The organism is Rhodococcus baikonurensis, from assembly GCF_040489275.1.
GTDB lineage: Bacteria > Actinomycetota > Actinomycetes > Mycobacteriales > Mycobacteriaceae > Rhodococcus_F > Rhodococcus_F baikonurensis.
Genome location: NZ_JBEUOQ010000008.1, coordinates 283,103 through 306,541 on the forward strand (window position 1 = coordinate 283,103; position 23,439 = coordinate 306,541).

Annotated in this window: 20 protein-coding genes; 9 read left to right on the forward strand and 11 right to left on the reverse strand. The window is 63.4% G+C overall.

The window, feature by feature from the left end; all coding sequences use genetic code 11:
• Nucleotides 1–43: 43 nt before the first annotated feature.
• Nucleotides 44–724: a PhzF family phenazine biosynthesis protein gene (locus ABWI03_RS20485; RefSeq protein WP_298783603.1), complete on the forward strand. Its 681-nt coding sequence runs from the start codon at nt 44–46 to the stop codon at nt 722–724.
• On the opposite strand, the gene ABWI03_RS20490 is transcribed toward ABWI03_RS20485, so the two are convergent.
• Complete coding sequence (locus ABWI03_RS20490; protein ID WP_283376336.1) at nt 710–1,408, reverse strand: hypothetical protein; 699 nt, start codon at nt 1,406–1,408, stop codon at nt 710–712. The two genes, ABWI03_RS20485 and ABWI03_RS20490, sit on opposite strands and share 15 nt — an antisense overlap.
• A gap of 17 nt (nt 1,409–1,425) precedes the next feature.
• On the opposite strand from ABWI03_RS20490, the gene ABWI03_RS20495 reads away from it, so the two are divergent.
• Nucleotides 1,426–1,692, forward strand: coding sequence for a hypothetical protein (locus tag ABWI03_RS20495; protein ID WP_095970552.1), 267 nt, complete (start codon nt 1,426–1,428; stop codon nt 1,690–1,692).
• A 2-nt stretch (nt 1,693–1,694) separates the two neighbouring features.
• Here the strand turns inward: ABWI03_RS20495 and ABWI03_RS20500 are convergent, their stop codons facing one another.
• The gene (locus ABWI03_RS20500; protein WP_353799032.1) at nt 1,695–2,918 is read right to left on the reverse strand and encodes an aminotransferase family protein; all 1,224 of its coding nucleotides are present in this window, start codon (nt 2,916–2,918) and stop codon (nt 1,695–1,697) included.
• A 132-nt stretch (nt 2,919–3,050) separates the two neighbouring features.
• On the opposite strand from ABWI03_RS20500, the gene ABWI03_RS20505 reads away from it, so the two are divergent.
• A complete protein-coding gene (locus tag ABWI03_RS20505) occupies nt 3,051–3,368 on the forward strand; it encodes a DUF2322 family protein (RefSeq protein WP_298779791.1) in 318 nt (105 codons plus the stop codon).
• Here the strand turns inward: ABWI03_RS20505 and ABWI03_RS20510 are convergent.
• The gene (locus ABWI03_RS20510; protein ID WP_124569744.1) at nt 3,339–3,968 is read right to left on the reverse strand and encodes a Pr6Pr family membrane protein; all 630 of its coding nucleotides are present in this window, start codon (nt 3,966–3,968) and stop codon (nt 3,339–3,341) included. The two genes, ABWI03_RS20505 and ABWI03_RS20510, sit on opposite strands and share 30 nt — an antisense overlap.
• A gap of 101 nt (nt 3,969–4,069) precedes the next feature.
• Between ABWI03_RS20510 and hrpA the strand changes: the two genes are divergently transcribed.
• Nucleotides 4,070–7,975 carry an ATP-dependent RNA helicase HrpA gene (gene hrpA, locus ABWI03_RS20515; protein WP_298779794.1) on the forward strand — a complete coding sequence of 1,302 codons (3,906 nt, stop codon included), beginning with the start codon at nt 4,070–4,072 and terminating at the stop codon, nt 7,973–7,975.
• Nucleotides 7,976–8,262: 287 nt separating this feature from the next.
• Here hrpA and nrdR read toward each other — a convergent pair whose 3' ends face one another.
• Together nrdR and ABWI03_RS20525 are read right to left on the reverse strand one after the other, a co-directional pair.
• Nucleotides 8,263–8,760: a transcriptional regulator NrdR gene (gene nrdR / locus ABWI03_RS20520; protein ID WP_298779797.1), complete on the reverse strand. Its 498-nt coding sequence runs from the start codon at nt 8,758–8,760 to the stop codon at nt 8,263–8,265.
• Between the two features lie 194 nt (nt 8,761–8,954).
• Nucleotides 8,955–9,695: a LysM peptidoglycan-binding domain-containing protein gene (locus ABWI03_RS20525; protein ID WP_200315086.1), complete on the reverse strand. Its 741-nt coding sequence runs from the start codon at nt 9,693–9,695 to the stop codon at nt 8,955–8,957.
• Nucleotides 9,696–9,937: 242 nt separating this feature from the next.
• Here ABWI03_RS20525 and lexA point away from each other — a divergent pair, with 242 nt between their 5' ends.
• Entirely contained in the window at nt 9,938–10,666 is a 729-nt protein-coding gene (gene lexA / locus ABWI03_RS20530) for a transcriptional repressor LexA (protein WP_007735195.1), read from the forward strand.
• Between the two features lie 93 nt (nt 10,667–10,759).
• Here lexA and ABWI03_RS20535 read toward each other — a convergent pair whose 3' ends face one another.
• The 3 genes from ABWI03_RS20535 to ABWI03_RS20545 form a co-directional block, all read right to left on the reverse strand.
• Nucleotides 10,760–11,902: an acyl-CoA dehydrogenase family protein gene (locus tag ABWI03_RS20535; protein WP_007735194.1), complete on the reverse strand. Its 1,143-nt coding sequence runs from the start codon at nt 11,900–11,902 to the stop codon at nt 10,760–10,762.
• A gap of 185 nt (nt 11,903–12,087) precedes the next feature.
• A complete protein-coding gene (locus ABWI03_RS20540; RefSeq protein WP_020907537.1) occupies nt 12,088–13,368 on the reverse strand; it encodes a uracil-xanthine permease family protein in 1,281 nt (426 codons plus the stop codon).
• A 75-nt stretch (nt 13,369–13,443) separates the two neighbouring features.
• Nucleotides 13,444–15,117, reverse strand: a complete 1,674-nt coding sequence (locus tag ABWI03_RS20545) for a putative PEP-binding protein (protein ID WP_298779809.1) — start codon at nt 15,115–15,117, stop codon at nt 13,444–13,446.
• Nucleotides 15,118–15,308: 191 nt separating this feature from the next.
• On the opposite strand from ABWI03_RS20545, the gene ABWI03_RS20550 reads away from it, so the two are divergent.
• From ABWI03_RS20550 to ABWI03_RS20565, 4 genes are all read left to right on the forward strand, one after another.
• On the forward strand, nt 15,309–16,076 hold the full coding sequence (locus ABWI03_RS20550; protein WP_095970559.1) for a DeoR/GlpR family DNA-binding transcription regulator: 768 nt from the start codon (nt 15,309–15,311) through the stop codon (nt 16,074–16,076).
• On the forward strand, nt 16,073–17,068 hold the full coding sequence (locus tag ABWI03_RS20555; RefSeq protein ID WP_298779811.1) for a 1-phosphofructokinase family hexose kinase: 996 nt from the start codon (nt 16,073–16,075) through the stop codon (nt 17,066–17,068). The genes ABWI03_RS20550 and ABWI03_RS20555 overlap by 4 nt, the downstream gene beginning before the upstream one ends.
• Before the next feature lie 18 nt (nt 17,069–17,086).
• Entirely contained in the window at nt 17,087–19,156 is a 2,070-nt protein-coding gene (locus ABWI03_RS20560; RefSeq protein ID WP_166809556.1) for a PTS fructose transporter subunit IIABC, read from the forward strand.
• Between the two features lie 97 nt (nt 19,157–19,253).
• Nucleotides 19,254–19,511 carry an HPr family phosphocarrier protein gene (locus tag ABWI03_RS20565; RefSeq protein WP_003942144.1) on the forward strand — a complete coding sequence of 86 codons (258 nt, stop codon included), beginning with the start codon at nt 19,254–19,256 and terminating at the stop codon, nt 19,509–19,511.
• Nucleotides 19,512–19,550: 39 nt separating this feature from the next.
• On the opposite strand, the gene ABWI03_RS20570 is transcribed toward ABWI03_RS20565, so the two are convergent.
• Genes ABWI03_RS20570 through hflX form a run of 3 tightly spaced genes read right to left on the reverse strand, consistent with a single transcriptional unit; the run spans nt 19,551 to nt 23,408 of the window.
• Nucleotides 19,551–20,876 carry an alpha/beta hydrolase gene (locus ABWI03_RS20570; protein ID WP_234551384.1) on the reverse strand — a complete coding sequence of 442 codons (1,326 nt, stop codon included), beginning with the start codon at nt 20,874–20,876 and terminating at the stop codon, nt 19,551–19,553.
• Nucleotides 20,877–20,932: 56 nt separating this feature from the next.
• The gene (locus ABWI03_RS20575; RefSeq protein ID WP_298779820.1) at nt 20,933–21,922 is read right to left on the reverse strand and encodes a hypothetical protein; all 990 of its coding nucleotides are present in this window, start codon (nt 21,920–21,922) and stop codon (nt 20,933–20,935) included.
• A 10-nt stretch (nt 21,923–21,932) separates the two neighbouring features.
• Nucleotides 21,933–23,408 (reverse strand): GTPase HflX, encoded by a 1,476-nt coding sequence (gene hflX, locus ABWI03_RS20580; RefSeq protein WP_124569752.1) that lies wholly within the window; start codon nt 23,406–23,408, stop codon nt 21,933–21,935.
• Nucleotides 23,409–23,439: the final 31 nt, after the last annotated feature.

Sequence of the window (23,439 nt, forward strand, 5' to 3'; positions counted from 1 at the left end):
ACCGTGAAGGTGGGGAGGGCTTTTCGCGCGCTAGGGTGGACCGATGGGTATCGAGGTGAGTGTGGTCCGGGTCTTCACGGACGAGAACGGCAAGCACGGCAATCCGCTGGGAATCGTCGACGCGTCCACGGTTGCAGAATCGGATCGACAAGCCGTCGCGAAGGAACTCGACTACAGCGAGACCATCTTCATCGACGTTCCGGATTACGGCGCCTCGCGTGCCCGGGTCCAGATCTTCACTCCGGCAGTAGAACTCCCCTTCGCCGGGCACCCGACCGTCGGTGCCACGTGGTGGCTGGGCGAGCAGGGCCGCCGCGTGACCGCCCTCGACGTTCCCGCCGGCAGTGTCGACGTCCGCCAATCCGGCGCTCTCACATGGGTACGCGCGCGTGCCGAGTGGGCACCGGAATTCGCGATCTATCCGATGGACACGGTCGACGACGTCATCGACGCCGATCCGTCCGACTACGAGGCGGATCATTCGTATCTGTGGGCATGGCAGGACAAGCTCGAAGCTGCCATCCGCGCACGCATGTTCGCACCGGTGATGGGAATCGCCGAGGACGAGGCCACCGGATCGGCAGCGCTACGCATCACGGACCGGTTGAGGAAATCATTGCTCATCACCCAGGGACGCGGATCGGTGCTTCACACCACCTTCTCCCCCGAAGGGTGGCTCGAAGTCGGCGGCCGCGTCGTCGCCGAGCCGTCACGAACCTTGTGAGTACCCGGCGGGATTGCGTCCGGCCTCGAGGTCACTTGGGCTGAGAGTCACCGAGATCTCGTCACCGAGCGCAACTCCCGGTGCGAGGGGCAACTGATCTCCACTCCAGAATTTGCCCGGGTCGAACCAGTTGATCCGACGATTACCGACAAGCAGACCCATCGCTTCATAGGTCTTGGCAACCACTTCGGCGCAGTAGGCGCTCTCGGCGGCTACTGCCGATACGTCGGACTTCTTGCGCAGCTTCGGGATTCGGCCCCCGAACCAGCGTGAGGCGAGCTTGGCCGTCGACGGGAACGGTGTGCCGTCCAGTCGCGCGATCGTCTTGAGCAGAGCGTCTTCCTGCTCACGGGTGATCTCGTGGTCGAGTTGGCGCAACCATCCGCGCTGCCCATACTTGGCTCCCCACACCTGAACCGCCGACCTCAGATCGTGCAGTTGGACACCACGCTGAAAGCGTCCGGTCCACATGTCCTGCAGCGAGTGACCGAGTTCCGCATGCCACATCAGCGGCGGAAGGTCGTCGATCACCACCGACATTCCCACGTGATTGACCGGACTGTTGGTCAACGTCTGGATGGCCCGGTCGGCCGTCGACTCTCCGCGGAAGATCCAGATGTCGCCCGTGCGGGTCGCCGCGGCGGCCTCGTCGAGACTCACCTGCGAAAGCAATCGTCGGTCCATGCCTCTAGCGTAGAGGGATGAAACTCCCTACTCCTCTGCGCGCCTCGCACGTTTGGAAACTGGTCGGCCTCGCTGGTGCCATGGGCATTGCCGCCACCGGGGTCCTAGTTGCGCGCGGCGAACGCCAGCGTCGGGCCTACTCTCCGGACGAGATTCGCTCGGTACTGCACGAGCGGTACACCCAGGCCTACGCCAAGCAGTCGGAGCAAGAAGTTCTGGAACTCGAACCTGCACCCAACGCAGTGCGGCGCCGAATCGAGAAGCTCTTCCGGCGCCGCAACTGAACTCATCCGAGGGCTGCGAGGATCCCTGCTGCCATCTCCGCGACCTGATCATCGGTCATCACGAACGTCGGCGAAATCTGCATCGCACCCTGACCCGCAGCACGCCCCGAAATACCGTGCTCACGCAACGTCTTCACGAACGGCAACGCCTCAGCCGGATCAACCAACTGCACCGCAGCGACCGCACCGAGCCCACTACGAACCTCCGCCACCCGCGGATGCTCCGCCAACGGCTGCAGATGCGTATGCAACGACGCCTCCAAACGCTTCGACTCCCCGAGCAAATTCTCACGCTCGACAATGTCGAGGTTCGCCATCGCCGCCGCAGCAGCACCGGCATGCCCGCCGTACGTGTAACCATGACGCCACCACGAACCCGCATAAAACGGCTCCGCCACCCGCGGCGCGATGAACACCGCACCCATCGGAACATAACCCGACGTCAAACCCTTCGCCGTGGTCATCATGTCCGGCTGCAAATCGAAACGAGTGGACGCGAACCACTCGCCGCCGATACGACCGAAACCGGTCACCACCTCGTCGACGACAAACAGAATGTCGTGCTCACGGCAGATGTCACGCACCTCCGCCAGATACCCCTCCGGCGGAAGATACACCCCACCCGCACCGATGATCGGCTCCGCGAAAAACGCCGCGATCTTGTTCGCACCGACCCGCTCGATCAACTCGAGCAGACTCTTCGCATCATCCCAACCGACCGTCGCCGCATCCGCCATCAGCTCGCCGTAACCCTCACGGTTCACCGGAATACCCGCCAGAGCCGTTCCCGCAACATGCATTCCGTGATACGCCTTCTGACGACCGACAATGATCGCCTTCTCCGGCTGCCCCACCTCATGCCAATACCGACGAGCGAGCTTCGCCGCAGTGTCCACCGAATCCGAACCACCCGAGGTGAAAAAGATCTTGCTCCCGGCAACCGGCGCAATCGTCGCCAACCGCTCCGCCAACACCTGCGTCGTCTCGGGAACGAAATCACCGAAATTCGAGAAATGCGCAATCTTCGACAACTGAGCCGCCACCGCATCCGCGATCTCGGCGCGCCCGTGCCCGACATTGGTGAACCACAAGCCCGCCGTCGCATCCAGATACCGAGTGCCCTCGCGGTCCCAGATGTACGCCCCCTCACCGCGAGAGACGACAAACGCGCCGTTCTTCTCCACAGCGCCCATGTCCGCGAACCCGTGCCACAATGCCGAAGCCATCATTGTCCCCTTCGAATACAAACGATGCTGGTGTGCAAACGATGTGCTGCGACTATATCGACACCGGGAATCGGCGCACGACGGCGCTCGCCGGGCACCGGCATTTCCGGGTACACACGTAATCTGTCGACCATGACTTTTGCCGACAATCTCGCCGCACTGCCCACCATCGATCATCTGGCCGCCATCGAGGTACTCGACGCCGACGGAACCGTCGTCGACACCGTGGAGAACAAGCCCGGAAAGTCCGGCTCGGTCAAGGTGTACAACCATCTTGCCGAGGTCTACGGCGCCCTGACACCCGAAGCCGCGACAGCAGGACTGACGATCTTCGCCGAGCACACCGAGGACGCGCGATCGAACCCCGGCAAGCACCCGAACATCGACCGACTCGATCAGGTGATCGCCACCGGAAGCGGGCTAGGACTGCGGGGCGTTCCGGCCGCGTAGCCCGGCGCCCAACCGTCCGACGGCATTGACCGCCAACGCCATCAGGGCCATCGCGATGCCCAGCACGACAAATCCAATGAACAGGGCCAGGTAGCCCTGGTGGCGCGGATCCATGAACGGGTACGGATACCAGTCGACGATCGGACCTCGAATCAACGTGTACACCGCGTAGATCACCGGAAACAGCAGCCACTGCAGCGAGCGAATTTCGGAGATCCTGTGCCGCGAAGCGAAGAACACCCAGTCGAGGAGCATCACCAGCGGAAGAATGCGGTGCAGCGCCGAGTTGATCCACGCGTCGTTCAAATTGACGTCGATGTTCGCGAGTAGGACGGCGTAGATGATTCCGGTGATGACCATGTACAGAGTCACCGCGCCACGAATCGACTGCCATGTCCTCGATTGCGGATCACGAAATGCACCCACCAGCAACACGAACACCGCGAGGATATTGCTCTCGATGGTGAAGTAGCTCAGATAGTTCGACAACGAGAATCCGTCGGCGTTGCGAATCGGGATCCACAACAACGCAGTGAGTCCGTAGAGCGCGAACAACAATCGAAGTACTCGCACGGCAACAGGTGTCGACGCGACAGGCACCGATGACTCATTTGCGGTATTTGTCGTCACTCGACGATATTTGCACATCACTACGATCTGCGAGCGGTAGTTGTGAATGCGTTCGATAGGCTGTCATCAGCATGTCTACAACACCACCGGCCCCGCTCTCCCCCAAGCGGAGTGACCTGAAGAGCGCGCTGGCACAGGTCTCACTCCGCGACGAGAGTCGACTCCGTCGCAAACTCGACCGCGCCCGCACACCAGACGCTCTGGTGGCGCTGGCCGAAGAAATCGAGAAGGCACGCACACGCTTGGCTGCCCGCGCAGTCAGTGTTCCCGCGGTCTCGTACCCCGAAGCCCTGCCCGTCAGTCAGCGCAAGGACGACATCGCGACCGCGATCTCGGAGAATCAGGTTGTCATCGTCGCCGGCGAGACCGGCTCGGGTAAGACAACCCAGATCCCGAAGATCTGTCTCGAACTCGGACGTGGCGTCCGCGGACTGATCGGACATACACAGCCGCGCCGGTTGGCAGCCCGCACCGTTGCCGAACGTATCGCCGAAGAACTCGACACCGAACTCGGCGACGCCGTCGGATACACCGTGCGGTTCACCGACCAGGTCTCGGATCGCACCTACGTCAAGCTCATGACCGACGGCATTCTCCTCGCCGAAATTCAGCGCGACCGTATGCTCCGACGCTACGACACGCTGATCATCGACGAAGCGCACGAACGCAGCCTCAACATCGACTTCATCCTCGGGTACCTGGCTCAGCTGCTCCCCCGCCGACCCGACCTCAAGGTCATCATCACGTCGGCGACCATCGATCCCGAACGCTTCGCCGAGCACTTCGCTGTCGACGGTAAGCCCGCGCCGATCGTCGAGGTATCCGGGCGAACGTTCCCCGTCGAAATGCGTTACCGGCCACTGACTGTCGAATCCGGCGACATCACCTTCGACCGCGATCCCGTCGACGCGGTCTGCGAGGCTGTCGACGAGCTGAGCGCGGAGGGCGAAGGCGACATCCTGGTCTTCCTCTCCGGCGAACGCGAAATTCGCGACACCGCAGACGCTTTGCGCGATCGGCGTCTTCGCAACACCGAAGTCGTCCCGCTGTACGCGCGGCTGTCGGCCGCCGAACAACACAAGGTGTTCTCGCCGCACACCGGCCGACGCGTCGTCCTCGCAACCAACGTGGCGGAGACCTCGCTGACCGTTCCCGGCATTCGGTACGTCGTCGATCCAGGAACGGCGCGCATTTCGCGATACTCGGTACGCACCAAAGTGCAGCGGTTGCCGATCGAACCGATTTCCCAAGCGTCGGCGCGTCAGCGCTCCGGGCGTTGCGGCCGCGTCGCCGAAGGAATCTGCATCCGCCTGTACTCCGAGGAGGACTTCGAGTCACGGCCGGCATTCACCGAACCGGAGATCCTGCGAACCAACCTCGCATCCGTGATCTTGCAGATGACGGCTCTCGGCCTGGGCGACATCGCGGCCTTCCCCTTCGTCGAACCGCCGGACCAGCGCGCGGTGAAGGACGGAATCGGACTCCTCGAAGAACTCGGCGCCATCGCGCGAGGTTCCGAGGCCAGCCACCCCGAACTGACGCCCGTCGGCCGCGAGCTGGCCCAGATTCCGGTGGATCCGCGGATGGCACGAATGCTGGTGGAAGCCAAGAACAACGGTTGCCTTCACGAAACCCTTGTCATCGTCGCGGCACTGTCCATTCAGGACGTTCGCGAACGGCCCGCCGAATTCCAACAGGCAGCCGACGAAAAGCATGCCAGGTTCAACGTCGAGAACTCCGATTTCCTGGCCTACCTGAAACTGTGGGACTACTTACGCGAACAACGTAACGATCTGTCCTCCAACCAGTTCCGCAAGATGTGCCGGAACGAGTTCCTGCACTGGCTCCGGATCCGCGAATGGCAGGATCTGCACGGGCAACTCCGGCAGATCACGCGCGGTCTCGGCTGGACAGTGGGAGAGACGCCGGCAAGCGAGAACGCGATCCATCAGTCGCTCCTCGCCGGATTGCTCTCGCATATCGGGCTACGCGAGGGCGAGAAGCGGGACTACCTCGGCGCCAGGGGCAGCCACTTCGCGATCTTCCCCGGATCGGGACTGTTCAAGAAGCCACCACGCTGGGTCATGGCCGCCGAACTCGTGGAAACGTCGAGGCTGTGGGCGCGCATGTCCGCGCGTATCGAACCCGAGTGGGCCGAAAAGCTCGCCCCGCACCTGGTGAAACGGACCTATTCCGAACCGCACTGGTCCTCCAAGCGAGGCTCGGCGATGGCATACGAGCGGGTCACTCTCTACGGAGTTCCCCTCGTGACCGGCCGCGCAGTGACGTACTCGCGAATCGATCCCGAGGCCTCCCGCGATCTCTTCATCCGCCATGCGCTGGTGCAGGGGGAATGGCAGACGAACCACAAGTTCTTCCACGAGAACCGCGCACTGCTCGACAACGTCGAGGAACTCGAGAACCGTGCGCGCCGCCGCGACATCCTCGTAGACGACGAGACTCTCTACGAGTTCTACGACGAACGTATCGGCCAGGAAGCCGTGTCCGCCAAGCATTTCGACCAGTGGTGGAAGACTGAGCGGCGCAAGAATCCGAGTCTGCTGACGTTCACGCCGGAAACCGTGGTCAACTCCGACGCCGCTGCAGTCCTCGGTGGCGAGTACCCGGACGCGTGGCGCCAGGGCGACATGCAGTTTCCGCTCACTTACCAATTCGAACCCGGAAAGGATGACGACGGCGTCAGCGCGCACATCCCGGTCGGCCTGCTCGCGCAACTTCAGCCGGTCGGCTTCGACTGGTTGGTCCCGGGTATGCGCGTCGACCTGGTTACCGCTCTGATCAAGACGTTGCCCAAGAACATTCGACGCGCTGTCGTGCCGGCACCCGACTACGCCGCCGCAGCGTTGGCAGCAGTCAAACCTCGATCCGAGCCGTTGATGACCGCAATGGCCCGTGAACTCTCGCACTTGGGCGGGATCCAGATCGACGCCAAGGACTTTGATCCCGCCGCGCTGCCCGACCATCTTCGGATGACGTTTGTCGTCGAGGACGAATCGGGCAAGGTTCTCGCGAAGGGTAAGGATCTGGCGCAGCTGCGACGCGCGCTCGCCCCGCGCGTGCAGAAAGAAGTAGCCAAGGCGGCAACCGGTACCGAACGGGCAGCGGCAACCGTCTGGACATCCGAGACACTCGGCGCGTTGGAACCGACCATCACTCGCTCCATCGGCGGGCAGCAGGTAACCGGATACCCGGCACTGGTGCCGGAAAACGGCGGAGTTGCCGTTCGTGTCCTGAGTACACCGGCTGCGCAGGCGCAGGCGATGCGGGAAGGCACTCGGGCGCTTCTCCTGGCGGCCGTTCCCACCCAACTCAAGGCAGTGACCGCCGGCTTGTCGAACGCGCAGCGTCTGGCGCTCGGCCAGAATCCGGACGGCGGCTTGGAGGCCCTCGTCGAGGATTGCCGAGTGGCAGCTGCCAACGAAGTGATTGCGGCCCACGGTGGACCGGTGCGCACGCCTGAGGCCTTCGACGCCCTGGTGAAGATCGCACGCTCCGAACTGGCCGGGCGCGTTTCCGCGATCCTGCGCATGATTGTTCCGATCCTCGAACACGCCCACCAACTGAGCGTCGTCCTCGAACGCTCACGCGGGGAGGCAGCCGACGACGTCCGAGAGCAGTTGACCTCACTGCTTTTTCCGGGTTTCGTCGCCGAATTGGGCTCAGCGCGCCTACGCGATTTGCCGCGGTATCTTGCCGCAGCAAAATTCCGTCTCGAAGCTCTGCCTGCAAGCGCACAACGAGATCAGCAGGCGATGGATGTCCTCGACCGGGTGTACGCAGCGTACGACCGGTTGTTGAGTTCACTTCCCGAAGAGCGACGCACGGCCAGGGACGTCGACGCGATCAGCTGGATGATCGAAGAACTGCGCGTGAGTCTGTTTGCGCAGTCCCTCGGTACACCCACACCGATATCCGAAAAGCGAGTCCTGAAAGCTATCGAAGCGATCAAGCGTTGATGTTCGACGAGGATTGCGCGATCAGTAGATTGTCTGAATGTTGACGTTGGTGAGGAAACCGCCAAAGGTGGCAACAGTGTTGGCGAACCCGAGGGTTACCAGGCTGTTCACGACTCCGAGAACTGCAACTAAGTTCATAACGCCTCCGTGAAGATCCGAGATGCGGACGAACGTACCTGGTAGACACTAAGCGAATAACTAGCCCGATTTGTTCGATTGTTCGCTTTGTGTTCTCAGCGTTACCTAGTGCCCGCTCCGTGCTCTGAGCGTTACCTGAGTCGAAGGCCTCAGTCGACGGAAACGGGCTCGGCGCCGGGAGCCTTGTCGGCGGCACGGGTCTCGGCATGTTCGCGCATGTCGGTGATCTCACGTTCGAAATCCGCGGCGGAACTGAAGGACTTGTACACCGAAGCGAATCGCAGATACGCAACCTCGTCGAGATTTCGAAGCGGATCGAGAATCGCGAGCCCTACCTCGTTGCTGGGAATCTCGGCAGAACCCGATGCACGTACGGCATCTTCGACCTGCTGGGCCAGCAAATTCAGCGAGTCGTTGTCCACTTGGCGGCCCTGGCATGCGCGACGCACACCTTTGACAACCTTTTCCCGGCTGAACGGCTCCGTCACGCCGCTGCGCTTCACGACCGAGAGAACTGCCGTCTCGACCGTGGTGAATCGACGTCCACACTCGGGGCACGAACGGCGCCGCCTGATCGCCTGGCCCTCGTCGGCCTCGCGTGAATCGACCACTCGGGAATCAGGGTGCCGGCAGAACGGGCAATGCATCGGGGTTCCTTCGTTGTCGCCGAAATGGCCGCAACTCAGATTCGCTACCGACTGCAAATCCTCCGACGATTTACAGAGCAGATCCACGTACTCAACGCGACCACCCGAGGTGGTGGGACTGTCAAGTGGACAGCTTACTCGCTGTGAACCGACTGCTCTCACGCTCGGTACGCCCCCGCCTGGGAGGGGTACGGTCAGCGGCCCGAGACCGGCACGATCAGAGTTTGCCCAACGGACAGCCCGGAACTCGACATCGCATTGAGATCCATGATCTGCTCGATCACCGAACCGACAGCCTGGCCAGGCGCAACCTTGGCAGCAATATCACTGAGGGATTCACCCGCGGCAACACGAACCACTTCGGTCGCGCCGTGTGTCGCAGCTACATCACCACTCGACAAAGCGCCGATCCCCACCAACGCCAACACTGCCAGTGCAGTGAATACGGCGCCCAGGAACACTGTCTTCCAGCTGACGTCCTCGGCAGCCACTTCATGTTCGACCCGTGAGACACCGACTCGGTTTCGGTGCGCAAAACTTCCTCCGTACGGGCGTGACGAATCGTGCTCGCTGTCCCACCGGCGAGGAGACTCACGCAATGACCGCGAACCTGAAACCGCGCCCACCGCCGGAACACGGCGAACGACGGCCGCCTGCGGTTCGTTGTCGACATACCTGGCCACACCCCGCATTTCGGCCGTACCGCGCCGTTCGAATGACACAACGTCAGCATCGGACCCACCATCAGGCCCATAGAACGAGGGGTGGTACTTCAGTGCCGACGTGCCGTCGAAACCAATCGCATCGACACCAAACGCGTCGACACCAATCGCGTCGTCGAAAATCCTGTTGCTTTGCAGTGCTGCGTTACCCATCGTGACCTCCGCTGGTCGACACCGATCGATGTGTTCGATCATGCGTTCGATGGAACGCATGTTCGAATTTCTACCACGCCTGGCCGACAATGTCTCTACTTCGAGCGACACGAATCGAACAGATGTTTGAAACCGCGAGCAAATCCGGCTAGATTCGTGTCAGACCACACAGCGGGAATTTGCGAAAGCCTCCGTGTTTGTCGACAGCTCGAATGTTGGCAGGAGGCACCGACAGGTTTCTGCGTGATGTGCACCAGGCACTTTTTCAGGCACGACTTCTTCAGACACGGAGGCAACAGGCCATGAAGGACGATCGCTCCAGCACAGCCGCGGAGGCAGGAGCTTCTGCAGTTCCGTCTCCGTCGAGCGAGACGCTCACCGAGCGTCAGCGGCGCGTTCTCGAAGTGATCCGCGATTCGGTGACGGAGCGCGGGTATCCGCCCAGCATTCGCGAGATCGGCGATGCGGTGGGGCTCACCTCCACCTCGTCCGTCGCACATCAACTGCGAACGTTGGAGCGAAAGGGCTTCCTTCGCCGCGATCCCAATCGCCCTCGCGCGGTCGATGTTCGAGGCCTCGACGAAGTTGCAGCCGATACCGCCATCGCATCCGTGTCGAAGCATTCGGGCGAGTACAACAGCGCCGACCCGCTACCGGAGCCGGCGTTCGTCCCCATCCTGGGTCGCATCGCTGCCGGCGGACCGATCCTCGCCGAGGAAGCGGTGGAGGATGTGTTCCCACTCCCCCGCGAACTCGTCGGCCAGGGTTCGCTCTTCATGCTCAAGGTCGTCGGCGAGTCGATGATCGATGCAGCGATCTGCGATGGCGACTGGGTTGTCGTCCGTCAGCAGAACGTCGCGGAGAACGGTGACATCGTGGCCGCAATGATCGACGGCGAAGCCACTGTGAAGACGTTCAAGCGCACGAAGAAGGAGGTGTGGCTGATGCCGCACAACGACCTCTTCGAGCCGATTCCCGGCAACAACGCTGTCATCCTGGGCAAGGTTGTCACCGTCATGCGGAAGATCTGAGCTCGCTCGCACCCTACGACCACAAGACTCTGGGCCCCGGCATCAGCCGGGGCCCAGAGTCTTTACGTGACGATCAGCGGTGCATCACCCGAATCAGAGATTCAGCGAACGTCCGATGATCTCCTTCATGATCTCGGTTGTGCCACCGTAGATGGTCTGCACACGAGAGTCCATGTACGCCTTGGCAACCGGGTATTCCTTCATGTAGCCGTAGCCTCCGTGCAGCTGGAGGCAGCGGTCGATGAGCTTGACCTGAGCTTCGGTGGTCCACCACTTCGCCATCGCAGCTTCCTGCACGGTCAGCTTCTCGGCATTGAGCTGTTCGATGAACTTGTCCACCAGGATCCGCACTGCGGTGGTCTCCGTAGCCAACTCGGCGAGGACGAATCGGGTGTTCTGGAAGCTACCGATCGACTTACCGAAGGCCTTGCGGTCACGGCAGTACTGGATCGTGCTCTCGAGAACCGATTCCATTGCGGCAGCGGCAACAACGGCGATCGAGAGTCGTTCCTGAGGAAGGTTCTTCATCAAGTAGAAGAAGCCCATTCCCTCTTCGCCCAGCAGGTTGGCGGCGGGAACGCGGACGTCGGTGAAGCTGAGTTCGGCGGTGTCCTGAGCCTTCATGCCGATCTTGTCGAGGTTGCGTCCACGCTCGAAGCCCGGCATGTCCCGCTCGACGACGAGGAGGCTGAAGCCCTGCGCTCCCTTGTCCGGGTCGGTACACGCGACAACGATGATGATGTCGGCGTTGATTCCGTTGGTGATGAAGGTCTTCGAGCCGTTGAGGACCCAGTGATCCCCGTCGCGAACTGCTTTGGTCTTGATGCCCTGCAGGTCGCTACCGGTACCCGGTTCGGTCATCGCGATTGCCGAAATCAGCTCTCCCGAAGCGAATCCGGGCAACCAACGCTGCTTCTGCTCTTCATTGGTCAGCTCCAGCAGGTACGGCGCCACGACGTCGTTGTGCAACGTGAAGCCGATACCGCTGAACCCGCCCTTGGTGGTTTCCTCGGTGATGATCGCGTTGTAGCGGAAATCCTTCACACCGCCGCCGCCGAACTCCTCGGGCACCGCGGTTCCCAGGAAGCCCTGCTTTCCGGCCTCGACCCAGACGTCACGATCGACGATGTTCTGCTCTTCCCACTTCTCGTGGTTCGGAGCCACGTGCTGTGCCAAGAACTTCTGGTACGACTCCCGGAAGAGTTCATGTTCCGGTTCGAACAGGGTGCGCTCCACGCCGACTCCTTGCAATTCGATATACGGCACTTCAGTGATGTACCCGCTGGGGACGTACCCACTGGGGTGTATTCGCTGAGACTGGGCACGCCGAAGTGCGCGGGCCCACGTCACTGCCTCCGACGGTAGAACCTGTTGCGATACCCGTCGATGACCCGAACGATCACGATTCGTGACTGTAGCGGTTATCTGTTACTCGAAGTACGGAATTTGGCGAGATATCGCATGATCGGGTATGCGACGAGGATGCCGATCGATCCCCAGGCGATGCCGCCCAACTCGACCGAACCGATGGTCAGCGTCAAGTTCCCGATGCCGGCGACCAGCGCAGCCGCGGCGACCGTCAGGTTGACCGGATCGGTGAAGTCGACCTTCGCTTCCATCCAGATGCGCACACCGAGAATGCCGATGAGGCCGTAGAGAACCATCGTTGCGCCGCCGATGACGCCGTTCGGCACCGTGAAGACCAGAGCGCCGAATTTGGGCGAAAATGCCAGGATCACAGCGGTAGCGGCGGCTACCCAGTACGCGGCGGTCGAGTACACGCGCGTCGCTGCCATGACACCGATGTTCTCGGCATACGTGGTGGTTCCGGATCCGCCACCGGCGCCCGCCAAGGTAGTGGCGAGACCGTCGGCAAACAGTGCATTGCCGGCCAGATCGTCGAGGGACTTACCCGTCATAGCGGACACCGCTTTGACATGTCCGACGTTTTCGGCGACCAGAACGATCACCACGGGGAGCGCGAGCACGATCACCGACCAGTCGAACGACGGTCCGTGCAGACTCGGCAGCCCGAACCAGTCTGCTTCGCGCAGAGCGGACACTCGTTCACTGTCGAGTCCGCCGATGACCGCGGCGAAGACCCAGCCGATCACGACGCCGACCAGAATGCCCAGCCGGCCGAGCAGCCCGGGACCGACGACCGTGACCAGCAGGATCGAAACGAGCGTCACCGTGGCGATCAGCGGCTGCGATTCGAAGGAGCCGACCGCCGTCGGAGCGAGGTTGAGACCGATCAGCGCGACGACAGCTCCCGTCACCACCGGCGGCATGACGGCGTCGATGACCCGGCTGCCGATCAGACGTACGGCTACGCCGATCAACATCAACACGATGCCGACGGCCATGACGGCACCGAGTTGCGCGGCCGGGCCCGATCCTGCCGACGCTGTCAGCGGGGCGATGAACGCGAAGGACGAACCGAGATAGCTGGGGATCCGGCCCCGGGTGATGAGCAGGAACAGCGCGGTGCCGATACCCGAGAACAGCAGCGTCGTCGTGACGGGGAAGCCGGTGATGGTCGGAACGAGCAGTGTCGCTCCGAACATCGCGATGACGTGTTGCATCCCGATTCCGATGGTGCGCGGCCAACTCAGTCGTTCGTCCGGCGCCACGACGGCTCCGTCGGCGATCCGCTTGCCGTCTCCGTGGACAGTCCAGCCGATTCCGCCGGCCCCGGTCATTGTTTCTCGTTCGATCACAGGTCGAAATACTAGAGGTCAGGCGCTCGGTCTCCGACCGAGACCAACGAAACCAGTTCAGCGGATTGCGTCGGCCGCCGCTTTGCGCGCTGCCACCGGATCACCGGTTGCCAGCACCGCCGCCGCAGCCGCCTCACATTGCGCCATGGTGACTGACCCGACCTTCGCTCCCACACCCGCGACCGACGCCGCAGCGCACGACAGCGAGGAAACTCCGAGTCCGGCCAGAACACACGCCAACAGTGGATCGGCGGCCGCCTCACCGCAGACCCCGACGCGCTTACCTGCCGCCTGACCGGCCTGGGCCGTACGTGCGACAAGGGCGAGCACCGCGGGCTGCCACGGATCGGTCAGGTCGGCGAGTTCGGAGGACATCCGATCAGCGGCCATCGTGTACTGAGCAAGGTCATTGGTACCGATCGAGAGGAATTCGACGTGTTCGAGAATCTGGTCGGCCAACAGCGCCGCCGCCGGGATCTCCACCATCACACCGGGAACAAGATCGCGTGCCCGCACGGCATCGGCAAAACGTTTCGCCTCGGCCGGGGTGGCGATCATCGGTGCCATGACCCACGGCGACGAGTTGGTCGACGCCGCCGCTGCGGCGATCGCGTCGAGCTGGCGGTCGAGAATTCCCATGTCCTGCCAGGCGATTCGGACCCCACGAACGCCGAGCGCCGGATTCGCTTCCTCTTGATGGTTGGCGAATTTGAGCGGCTTGTCCGAACCCGCGTCCAACGTGCGAACAATGACCTTCTTTCCTGCGAAGGCCTCGAGAACCTCGGCGTAGATCGCCGCCTGCTCGTCTACGGTCGGTTCGGTCTCACGGCCGAGGAAGCAGAGCTCGGTCCGGAAGAGCCCGATGCCCCCCGCAGCAGTCGACGCCGCGGCGCGAGCGCCCGCGCCGTCTTGAACGTTGGCGAGAACGTCGACCGGCCGTCCGTCCGCCGTCTGGCCCGGTCCGGTCCATGTGCTGACGCGTTCGCGATCGATCCGAGATTGTTCGACCAGTTCGCGCGCCCGCTCGGGATCCGGCTCCGCGATCACGTCGCCGGTGGTTCCGTCGATCAGAATCGGCGTTCCTGCCGAAATGGACTCCAATTCCTTCGCGGCAACGATGCACGGGATGCCCAACTGCCGCGCGATGATTGCCGTGTGGCTGGTCGGGCCGCCGTAGATGGTCACGAGCCCGATGATCTTGGTTGCATCGAGGCCCGCGGTGTCTGCAGGAGCAAGATCGTCCGCGCACAGCACCGATGGTGTCTCGGGCATCGGAACTCCTGGTTCGGGTAATCCGGAGAGTTCGGCGATCACGCGGTCGCGGATGTCCTCGAGGTCCGTGACGCGCTCGGCCATCACACCGCCGACTTTGGCGAACAGCACAACGAACTGCTCCGTCGCCGCGATCGCAGCCTGCACCGGGGGCACTCCGCCGGCGATCGATTTCTTGGCCGCCCCGATCCAGCCACGATCGGCTGCCATCGCCGCGTTGGCCTGCAAGACCTCGGCAGCCGCGCCTGTAGCTTCGGCCGCCCGTCCGAGGAGGCGGTTCTCGACAACCTTCGCCGCTGCGACGAAGGTGTCGGCGGCGGCCTCTCGATCGGCCTCGTCGAGGGCCGGCGCATCGGTGACGAGTTCTGGTCGGCTGGACGGCCAGATAGCCGGGCCGTAGGCAATTCCGGGCACGACGGGAGTGCCGTGCACGGTGATGCGATTGAGCTGTTCGGTCATCTGTCCTCCTTGAGCGATGGGCCCGGTGTCACACCGGAGCACCTCGAGCGCGTTGAGCCCACACCTTCGTTGTGACGAAGATTACTCCCAAGTCTTGACATGTCAACACACTCGGGCGTAAAACAACATAAAGCAACATTCACTGTGACCCACAACGCACCGTCGGATCACATTTCGGAATCGGAGAGCACGTGTACGCGGAAGAACGCCAACAAGCGATCGGCACCATGGTGTCGCAGCGCGGACGCATGTCCGTGGCGGCTCTGTCGGAGACCTTCGGTGTGACCACCGAGACCGTGCGTCGCGATCTGGCATTCCTCGAGCGGATCGGACAGATCAGGCGTGTACACGGCGGCGCCGTTCCGACCGGATCCCTCCACGTGACCGAACCGGGCATGGCGGAACGCGATCAGACCCGGGCGCAACAGAAGGACCGGATCGCCCGCTGCGCGGTCACCTATCTCCCTCCTACCGGCGGCAGCGTGATCTTCGACGCGGGCACCACCACAGGCCGCATGATCCCCGAACTACCGACCGAGAACGACTTCACAGCAGTCACCAATTCCGTCCCGATCGGCGCACGACTGGCATCGATGAACTCGATTTCCCTGATCCTGCTCGGAGGACGAGTACGCGGGGTGACGCAAGCCGCGGTCGGCGAGGACGCCCTACGCCTGTTGAGCACGTTGCGAGTCGACGTCGCTTTCGTCGGAACCAACGCGATCAGCGTCGGGCACGGACTCTCCACACCGGACAGCGAGGAGGCCGCAGTCAAACGAGCGATGGTCAAAGCTGCCAATCACGTTGTCGTGGTGGCGGATTCCACGAAAGTCGGCCGCGAGCACTTGATCAGCTTCGCCCCCCTCGACAGCATCGACGTCCTCATCACCGACGAAGAGATCAGTCCCACAGACACATCCGAGTTCCACGACCACGGAATCGAGGTGGTGATCGCATGATCGTCACACTGACAGCCAACCCGAGTATCGATCGGACCGTGCAGCTCGAGCAACGGCTCGAACGAGGCTCCGTGCTACGCGCCCACTCCACTCGCAGCGACCCCGGCGGCAAGGGGGTCAACGTCGCGCGTGTTCTCGCCGCAGCCGACCTCGACGTCCTCGCGGTCCTACCGGGGAACGGCGGCGACCCCCTACTCTCGGCGCTCGCCGCCGGTGGAATTCCCCACATCGGCGTCGCCACGACGGGTCTGGCTCGCACCAACATCACCATCGCGGAACCGGACGGAACCACGACGAAGATCAACGAGCCCGGCGCGACGCTGTCGGGTTCGACGCTCGACGCCTTGGCGCAGGAACTGATCGCCCGCGCCGATACCGCCCTGTGGTTCGCGCTGTCCGGCTCACTGCCCCCCGGCGTTCCTCTCGGGTGGTACGGCGAACTTGTCGCGACGCTGCGCGATCACCCGTGCAAGGTAGCGGTCGACACCTCGGACGCCCCGCTGACGGCACTCGCCGAAGGCTTCCCCGACTCGGCACCTGACCTGCTCAAACCCAACGGCGAGGAACTCGCGCAACTGACCGGCGTCGACGGCCACGTCCTCGAACGTGCCGCCGAGAACGGTGATCGCGGGCCTGCAATCACGGCGGCACAGCGATTGGTCGATCGCGGCGTCGGCAGTGTGCTCGCCACGCTCGGCGCAGCAGGTGCTGTCCTCGTCACGGCCGACGGCGCGTGGATCGCCACCGCTCCCCCGATTGTCGCAGTCAGTACCGTCGGCGCAGGCGATTCGTCGCTGGCCGGCTACATCCTCGCCGAAGCGGGAGGGGGCTCGGAATCCGAGCGGCTACGTCACGCGGTCGCCTACGGAAGCGCCGCTGCCTCCCTTCCCGGCACAACCCTTCCCACGCCCGAACAGATCGATCTGGCAGCGGTTTCGGTATCTGCAGCAGATGCCGCCTCTCCCATCCCCGTCCCCACCGAACTCGCCTGACGCCCTAAGGAACCTGACATGTCCGATACCACCGCAGCCGGCAGTTCCGGCCCGGAGATCATCAGTCCCGAACTGATCTCACTCGACACCGACCTGGGTACGACCAAGGAAGATGTCATTCGTTCTCTCGCAGCGCGATTGACTGCTGCGGGTCGGGCAAGCGACGCCGCGGGACTGGTCGATGCAGCACTCGCTCGCGAAGCGCAGTCCGCGACCGGGTTGCCCGGCGGAATCGCAATTCCCCACTGCCGCGCCGAGGCCGTCTCGTCCGCATCCCTGGGGTTTGCTCGACTCGATCCGAAGGTCGACTTCGGTGCACCCGACGGCCCCGCCGATCTCGTGTTCCTGATCGCGGCACCCGAGGGCGCCGGAGCCGAGCACATGAAGCTGCTCTCGTCCTTGGCCCGAGCGCTCGTCCGACCCGCGTTTGTCACGTCGCTTCGTGAGGCGTCGACGCCGGACGAGATCGTGAGACTGGTCGACGAGGTCCTCAATCCCGCGCCGAAGGATGCTCCAGCAAAGGCTGCGGCAGCCACACCCACTCCTCCTGTTTCCACTGGGAAACACTCCACCGAGGAGGCCCCGGCTCCAACGCCCGCGGAGCGTCACATCGTCGCGGTCACCGCATGCCCGACCGGAATCGCTCATACCTACATGGCTGCGGACTCACTCGTCGCCGCGGGTGAACGCGCCGGGGTCAAGGTTCACGTCGAAACGCAGGGCTCGAGCGGAAGCACCCCCCTTGACCCTTCGGTCATCGCCGGAGCCGCCGCGGTTATCTTCGCCACCGACGTCGGAGTGAAGGGCCGCGACCGGTTCGCCGGCAAACCCGTTGTCGCTTCCGGTGTCAAGCGGGCAATCAACGAGCCGGACAAGATGCTCGCAGAAGCGTTGCGCGCCTCCGAGAATCCCGCCGCCGCCACCGTTGACGGCACCGCCGCAGCGGCCGCGGATTCCGATGCCGGTTCCGTAGGGTTCGGCACCCACCTCCGTCAGGTCCTCCTGACCGGTGTCAGCTACATGATCCCGTTCGTCGCGGCCGGCGGTCTGCTGATCGCACTCGGCTTCCTGCTCGGCGGATACGAGATCTCCGGTCCGGCCAAGGACATCGTTCTCGACAACTCGATCACCAACCTTCCCGACGGTGGTCTGGCCACCTATCTCGGCGCAGTGCTGTTCCAGATCGGTTCGTTGGCATTCAGCTTCCTGGTGCCCGCGTTGGCCGGCTACATCGCCTTCGCCATCGCCGACCGGCCTGGCATCGCTCCCGGCTTCACAGCCGGCGCGGTCGCCGTGTTCGTCGGTGCCGGTTTCATCGGCGGCTTGGTCGGTGGTCTCATCGCCGGTGTCGTCGCGCTCTACATCGGCCGGATCGCCGTCCCGCAGTGGCTGCGAGGCCTGATGCCGGTGGTAATCATCCCGCTGTTCGCGACGCTGGTCGTCGGAGCACTGATGTTCATCGTCCTCGGGCGTCCGCTCGCCGCGATCACCTCCGGTCTCACCGACTGGCTCAACGGACTGTCCGGCAGCTCGGCCATCTTCCTCGGCATCATTCTCGGCCTGATGATGTGCTTCGACCTCGGTGGACCGGTCAACAAGGCGGCTTACGCCTTCGCCGTCGCCGGACTCAACGTCAACGACCCGGCCACTTTGCGCATCATGGCGGCTGTCATGGCTGCCGGTATGGTTCCGCCGCTTGCCATGGCACTTGCCTCGACGGTGCTGCGTCCCAAGCTCTTCAGCGAAGCCGAACGGGAGAACGGAAAGGCTGCCTGGTTGCTGGGTTCGGCATTCATCTCCGAGGGCGCGATTCCGTTCGCCGCTGCCGACCCGCTTCGCGTGATCCCCTCGATGATGGCGGGCGGCGCGGTCACCGGCGCGCTGATCATGGCTTTCGACGTCACTCTCAGCGCCCCGCACGGCGGCATCTTCGTCTTCTTCGCAGTCGGCGGAATCGGCTGGTTCCTGGTCTCGCTCGCCGCGGGAACCGTGGTAGCTGCGCTCGCCGTCGTCGGAGCCAAGGAGTTCTTCCGCAAGGGGCCGTCCGATGCCGAACTCGACCCCGAAATCGTGCCCGCTGCGGCATGATCGACAGCAGGCAACACTGCAGTCACCGCCTGAGTCACCAGATCTGCCCGAACACCCCATAACGTCCGCAACGACAGTTCTACAACGAGGAGATCCCATGCCCAGCAAGACAGTTGCCGTCGGTTCCGCAGTCGGCCTCCACGCCCGCCCCGCCGCTCTCATCGCCGAAGCAGTCGGAGCCTCCGGCGCCACGGTCACCCTCGCAGTCGCCGACGGCGAACCGGTGGATGCAGGGTCGGCACTGATGATCATGACGCTCGGAGCCGCCAAGGACACCGAAGTAACCATCGAGTCCGACGACGCCGACGCACTCGCCAAGGTCGCCGAGCTGGTAGCCGCTGATCTCGACGCCTGACCTGATGTCAGTCGGTGCTGTGCAGCGGGCCGGACACTCTCACGGAGTCAGTGCGAGTGTCCGGCCCAGCCAGTCCATTTCGAGTTCCAGAGCAGTGCCCCACACATCACCCGAGTGCCCGCCGGGAAGGGTGTAGTAGTCCACGTTCATGTCGGCGGCGCGTGCAGCCTCGAACATGATCTCCTGCTGAGGGCGGTAGATGTCGTCGTCCTCACCCGCGACAAATACACCCGACAACTGCGGATACCGATTCTGCGCCATCAGGTCTCGGGCGTTGACCGCGTCGAACGCGCTTTCGTCACCGTCGAACATGGCCGCCACGGTGTCCTCGTGATCACCGGTCGACGGTTCGTCCTGGCCGGAGAAGTCCAGGAACGACGGGTATCGGTCCGGGAAGTTCACGGCCATCTCGATCGCGCATGTCCCGCCGTAGGAGAACCCACCGATAGCCCATTGCGCAGCGTCCGGATTCACTTGAAGGTTCGATTCGATCCAGTTCGGGACGTCCTGGTCCAGATACGTCGCGACGTTGCCGAGCGCAGAATCCATGCAGCCGGGGTTGGCGTCGTAGTCCCCCAACGCGTCGGGCACCACCACGACGGGAGCAAGCCCGGAATGCCTCGACGCATAGGCGTCGACGGTGGTCGCGAGCCGGCCACTGTCCAGCCAGTCGCTGGGGCTGCCGGGCTCACCCGCCACCAACACCAGTACGGGCAACTCGGCACGCGGATCGGCAAGATAGGCCGGCGGGAGATACAGCGTCGCAGGCCTCGCGTCGAATCCCGAAACGTTTCCTGGAATCGCCGCTTCCGTCACGACACCGTTGCTCGGCATCCGCACCGGAACCTGCCAATGAGTTTCGGTGGGCAGTCCCCGTTGTACCCAAGGTTCGGCCCCGGGGAGCGAATCGAAGGCAACGTTCTCGACCGAGCCCACCGGCCAGTGCCCGACCAGTGAGCCGAGTGTGGGATAGGTGCCGGTCTGCGCGTTGACCTGACCTACTGCGACGATCGCGGCCAGCCCGGCGAATGCCGTCACCGAAAGGCCACGCGCAAGCCCTGGGCGCCGAAGGAGAACGAGTGCGGCGCCGATGACTCCGAACATCGCCAGCGCTATCCAGACAAAATTCGACGCCGGTAGCTGCGCGGGCAGCGGCCGAAAGCTGAGCCACACGAACGTCGCACCGGTGGCTGATCCGAGCACTGACAGAACTAGCGCAACCAACGCGGCCCGACGCGGCAACCACCGAAGCAGAAGCAACGTGCCGACGCCGACGATGACGGAACCCACGAGCAGCACTGCGGTGATGTGTCCGTGCTCGAGTGACATACGCGAGAGCCGCGTCAGGAGTTGATGCCCGTGCATTCGTTCCAGTATCCACATCTACCGGCGGTCTGCGAATTCGTGGAATTATTTGGGAATCAGCGGCGTCGTCGAAATCTCACGAACGCCGCGCCCCCGATCGCACATCCTGCCGCGACCAACCCGGCCCACACGAATGTCCACGGATCGACCCCGACACCGACCGAACCGTCAGACGAGTCAGCCGTCGCTTCTGTCGCGTCCACGAGCGCTCGCATCACGTACACCGGCGGCAACGCTCCGCCGGCAGATTCAGAACCGATCAGAACATCGCCCGCGTCGTTGAATGCCATCGCCTCACCCTGAGGCTCCTTCGGGAGCGGGATCCGCAGCGGTTCGGTACCGGTGAGCGTCGCGCCGATTCCGCCGTCCACGACTTCGTACACGTACAGGTCGGAGTAACTCCGAAGTGCGATCGCCGAACCGTCCGACGACACCGCTCCCCCGGTGAACATCACCGACACGGGCTTCTCCGGTCCGAGGGACACGGCTCCGACGCGCTCGAGCGGCGTCGGGCCGGGCTGCGCCAAGTCACTCAGTTTCTGATCCCCGACCGGTGTGTAGACACTGCTTTCGCCGAACAATTCCTTGGTCACGACAAAAACGTGGCCGTCGGGGTCGAGCAGTATCGACTCGGTGTCGTGCGCACCGTCCGGGTACGTGAGGCGGTGCAACGTACCGCCACCGGAATCGAGGTCCATCGTGATGAACGCCACTGTTTCGCGGGTCCGGAGGTTGTCACCGGTGTCCGACAGAACGAGCGTTCGCCCACTCACCGCAAGATCTTCGACGTCGTAAGGGTCTATCGGGACCGGAATCTGTTTCTGGACAACACAGTTCAGGTCCATTTCGAATACGAAGTCGTCACTGCCGCCGTCGCCCATCGCGTAGATCCGATCGTCGACGACGACCATCCCCGACAACTCCTGGAGCGCAGGATCCGTAGGTGTGCACAGTGGGGCGAACTCGCTCGGTTCGAACGACGATGCCTGTGCGGGTGCTCCGGGAAGCAATACGGTTGCCGTAGTCGCCGCGATCACCGCGACCACGGCCCCGAAATTACGCACTAGGTGCGTACTCGACCAATGCCGAGGCCAACATCTGTGGCACACGTGCGTGCACCCGCGTTCCGGCCTCTTCGTGCGTCGATTCCAGAATCGTTCCGTCCGAGTGGATTCGAGCCATCAAGTCACCCCGCGTGTACGGCACCAGCACGTCGACCTCGACCTCCGGTCGAACCAGCACCTCACTGAGATGTGCTCGCAGTTCAGCGATTCCCTCGCCTGTCCGCGCCGAGACGAACACGGCGCCAGGCAACAGACCACGTAGTTGCGTCAAGGTAACCGGATCTGCCGCGTCGATCTTGTTGACCACGATCAACTCCGGCGGAGCCTTCGAATCCGTCTCGCGTAGAACATCGGTGACGACTTCCCGCACAGCCTTGATCTGTTCTGTCGGCAACGGATCCGAACCGTCGACGACGTGCAGAAGCAGATCCGCGTCGGTTACTTCCTCGAGAGTCGAGCGGAATGCCTCGACCAACTGAGTCGGCAGGTGTCGCACGAAGCCGACCGTATCGGTGAGTACGTACTCGCGGCCGTCGTCGAGTGCTGCGCGGCGCGTCGTCGGGTCCAAGGTGGCGAACAACGCGTTCTCCACGAGCACACCGGATCCGGTGAGCGAATTGAGCAGACTCGATTTGCCCGCGTTGGTATATCCGACGATGGCGATCGACGGAATGTCGCTCTGCAATCGACGTGTGCGCTTGGTGTCGCGAGCGGCCTTCATGCCCTTGATCTCGCGGCGTAGTTTTGCCATGCGCTCACGAATACGGCGACGGTCCGTCTCGATCTTCGTTTCACCGGGACCACGCAGACCCACACCGCCGTTGCTACCGGCACGGCCACCGGCCTGGCGCGACATCGACTCGCCCCAACCACGCAGACGCGGGAGCATGTACTCCATCTGAGCAAAAGCCACCTGGGCTTTACCCTCACGGGAAGTCGCGTGCTGAGCAAAGATGTCGAGAATCAGAGCCGTCCGGTCGATGACCTTGACCTTGACGATCTTCTCCAGCGCCGTGAGCTGCGCCGGCGTCAGCTCGCCGTCGCAGACGACGGTGTCGGCACCGGTCGCCAGGACGACTTCGCGCAGTTCCTGCGCCTTGCCGGAACCGATGTAGGTGGCAGCGTCAGGTTTGTCGCGGCGCTGAACCAGTCCTTCGAGAACCTCCGAGCCGGCCGTCTCGGCAAGTGCGGCCAGCTCGGTCATGCTCGCCTCGGCCTGCTCGGCGGTTCCCTGCGTCCAGACGCCGACCAGGACAACTCTTTCGAGTCGAAGCTGGCGGTACTCGACTTCGGTGACGTCCTCGAGCTCGGTCGACAGACCGGCCACGCGGCGCAGGGCGCCGCGATCTGCGAGTTGCATCTCACCGGTCGACGGGTTGCCCGATGCAGAATCTGCCGCGTATTCGGCTTGCGCGTACTCGGACTGCTCGTGAGCGGTGGACTCTTCGTTTTCATGTGTGTTCGTCATACAAGATCCATGGTCCCACGAAACCTGGGCA

Coding starts and splice junctions, on each gene's coding strand:
- ABWI03_RS20485 (WP_298783603.1), top strand. CDS start 44: ATGGGTATCGAGGTGAGTGTGGTCCGGGTCTTCACGGACGAGAACGGC.
- ABWI03_RS20490 (WP_283376336.1), bottom strand. CDS start 1,408: ATGGACCGACGATTGCTTTCGCAGGTGAGTCTCGACGAGGCCGCCGCG.
- ABWI03_RS20495 (WP_095970552.1), top strand. CDS start 1,426: ATGAAACTCCCTACTCCTCTGCGCGCCTCGCACGTTTGGAAACTGGTC.
- ABWI03_RS20500 (WP_353799032.1), bottom strand. CDS start 2,918: ATGGCTTCGGCATTGTGGCACGGGTTCGCGGACATGGGCGCTGTGGAG.
- ABWI03_RS20505 (WP_298779791.1), top strand. CDS start 3,051: ATGACTTTTGCCGACAATCTCGCCGCACTGCCCACCATCGATCATCTG.
- hrpA (WP_298779794.1), top strand. CDS start 4,070: ATGTCTACAACACCACCGGCCCCGCTCTCCCCCAAGCGGAGTGACCTG.
- nrdR (WP_298779797.1), bottom strand. CDS start 8,760: ATGCATTGCCCGTTCTGCCGGCACCCTGATTCCCGAGTGGTCGATTCA.
- ABWI03_RS20525 (WP_200315086.1), bottom strand. CDS start 9,695: ATGCGTTCCATCGAACGCATGATCGAACACATCGATCGGTGTCGACCA.
- lexA (WP_007735195.1), top strand. CDS start 9,938: ATGAAGGACGATCGCTCCAGCACAGCCGCGGAGGCAGGAGCTTCTGCA.
- ABWI03_RS20540 (WP_020907537.1), bottom strand. CDS start 13,368: ATGACCGGGGCCGGCGGAATCGGCTGGACTGTCCACGGAGACGGCAAG.
- ABWI03_RS20545 (WP_298779809.1), bottom strand. CDS start 15,117: ATGACCGAACAGCTCAATCGCATCACCGTGCACGGCACTCCCGTCGTG.
- ABWI03_RS20555 (WP_298779811.1), top strand. CDS start 16,073: ATGATCGTCACACTGACAGCCAACCCGAGTATCGATCGGACCGTGCAG.
- ABWI03_RS20560 (WP_166809556.1), top strand. CDS start 17,087: ATGTCCGATACCACCGCAGCCGGCAGTTCCGGCCCGGAGATCATCAGT.
- ABWI03_RS20565 (WP_003942144.1), top strand. CDS start 19,254: ATGCCCAGCAAGACAGTTGCCGTCGGTTCCGCAGTCGGCCTCCACGCC.
- ABWI03_RS20570 (WP_234551384.1), bottom strand. CDS start 20,876: ATGCACGGGCATCAACTCCTGACGCGGCTCTCGCGTATGTCACTCGAG.
- hflX (WP_124569752.1), bottom strand. CDS start 23,408: ATGACGAACACACATGAAAACGAAGAGTCCACCGCTCACGAGCAGTCC.